At 74.7% G+C, this 2,203-nt stretch carries 1 protein-coding gene and 1 pseudogene; both read left to right on the top strand.

Annotated features, from left to right (window positions below; genetic code table 11):
* A pseudogene (locus L1885_RS27395) lies at positions 1 to 403 on the top strand (QcrA and Rieske domain-containing protein); the annotation flags it as partial.
* A gap of 179 nt (positions 404 to 582) precedes the next feature.
* Positions 583 to 2,203: excinuclease ABC subunit UvrC (gene uvrC, locus L1885_RS27390; protein ID WP_235799841.1), on the top strand; the 1,621-nt coding region annotated here is incomplete at its 3' end.

Here is a 2,203-nt window from a genome sequence, read left to right as displayed (position 1 = left end):
CCCCGCCCGCCGCAGGGCCGTGCTCAAGGGCGCGGCGGCCGCCGGGGCCACCGCCCTCGGCGCGGCCGCGTGCGGACCCGGCGGGAAGGCCGCCGCGAGCCCCACCCCGACCGCGCCCGTCGACCTCGGCCGGCCCGAGGACGTGCCGGTGGGGGGCGCGCGCCTGTACCGCGAGGACCGGGTCGTCGTGTACTGCCCCGCGAAGGGCACCTACAACGGGTTCAGTGCCGTGTGCACCCACCAGGGCTGCGTGCTGACCGAGGTGGTCGACACGACCGGCGAGTGCGCCTGCCACGGCAGCCGCTTCGACGTCACCACGGGGAAGGTCGTGCAGGGGCCCGCGTCCTCGCCGCTGCCGCCCGTGCCGGTCAGGGCCGAGGGCGGCAGACTCGTCGCCGGTCCCGGCGGCGCCGGTCCGGGATCCGCCGCGCCGTCCGGCGGCGCGTCCGCGCACGCGGCCGCGGGGCCCGCGGGCGGGGCCTCCACGACGGCGTGACCACCGCCGGGCAGCCGGCCCGGGGGCGGCGCCCCACGGACCCGTCTCGGCATCTGGCTGTCGGCCCCCGCCAGTAGGGTGGCCGTATGGCCGACCCCTCCAGCTACCGCCCCAAGCCGGGAGAGATCCCCGACTCGCCGGGGGTCTACAAGTTCCGCGACGACCACCGCAGGGTGATCTACGTGGGCAAGGCGAAGAGCCTGCGCCAGCGCCTCGCCAACTACTTCCAGGACCTGTCCGGGCTCCATCCGCGCACGCGCACGATGGTCACCACGGCCTCCTCCGTGGAGTGGACGGTCGTGTCCACGGAAGTCGAGGCGCTGCAGCTGGAGTACTCCTGGATCAAGGAGTTCGACCCGCGGTTCAACGTCAAGTACCGCGACGACAAGAGCTACCCGTACCTCGCGGTCACGCTCAACGAGGAGTTCCCGCGCGTGCAGGTCATGCGCGGTGCCAAGCGCAAGGGCGTGCGCTACTTCGGCCCGTACGGGCACGCGTGGGCGATCCGCGAGACCGTCGACCTGATGCTGCGCGTCTTCCCGGTGCGCACCTGCTCCGCCGGGGTGTTCAAGAACGCGGCCCGCACCGGGCGCCCCTGCCTCCTCGGCTACATCGGCAAGTGCTCGGCGCCCTGCGTGGGCCGCGTCTCGCCCGAGGAGCACCGCGAACTCGCGGAGGAGTTCAGCGACTTCATGGCCGGCCGGACCGGCGCGTACCTGCGCCGCCTGGAGGCGCAGATGGCCGAGGCCGCCGAGGAGATGGAGTACGAGCGCGCGGCGCGACTGCGCGACGACATAGGCGCCCTGCGCCGCGCCATGGAGAAGAACGCGGTGGTGCTCGCCGACGCGACCGACGCGGACCTCATCGCCGTCGCGGAGGACGAGCTGGAGGCGGCCGTGCAGATCTTCCACGTGCGCGGCGGGCGCGTGCGGGGGCAGCGCGGCTGGGTCACCGACAAGGTCGAGGCCGTCGGCACCGGGGAGCTCGTCGAGCACGCGCTCCAGCAGCTGTACGGGGAGGAGCGCGGCGACTCGGTGCCCAAGGAGGTGCTGGTCCCCGCGCTGCCCGGCGACGACGAGGCGGCCACCGACGCCGTCGCGCAGTGGCTCAGCGACCGGCGCGGCTCGCTGGTCTCGCTGCGCATCCCGCAGCGGGGCGACAAGAAGGACCTGATGGCCACGGTCGCCCGCAACGCGCAGCAGGCCCTCGCGCTGCACAAGACGAAGCGCGCCAGCGACCTCACCACCCGCTCGCGCGCCCTGGAGGAGATCGCGACGGCGCTCGGCCTCGACAGCGCCCCGCTGCGCATCGAGTGCTTCGACATCTCCCACTTCCAGGGCGACGACGTCGTGGCGTCCATGGTCGTCTTCGAGGACGGCCTGGCGCGCAAGGGCGAGTACCGCAGGTTCCAGATCAAGGGCTTCGCCGGGCAGGACGACGTCCGCTCGATGCACGAGGTCGTCACCAGGCGCTTCCGCCGCTACCTCAGCGAGAAGGAGCGCACGGGGGAGTGGCCCGAGGGCCGCGAGGAGGCTCCGGACCCGGCCGACGGCACCGCGGACGGCGCCGGCGGCACCCGGGCGGGCGCGGACGAGCCGGCGGACGTCCGCGCCGGGACGGCGACGGCTCCGGCGCTGCCCGGGCAGGAGCCCGGCCGCGTCATGGTCCGCACCGGTTCGGCGCACACGATGGAACCGGCCCCCGCCG

Origin of the sequence: Streptomyces fuscigenes, assembly GCF_021556455.1 — a bacterium.
GTDB classification, from domain to species: domain Bacteria; phylum Actinomycetota; class Actinomycetes; order Streptomycetales; family Streptomycetaceae; genus Streptomyces; species Streptomyces fuscigenes.
Note: the sequence above shows the minus strand (reverse complement) of the source record. Positions and strands in the feature narration are given on the sequence as shown.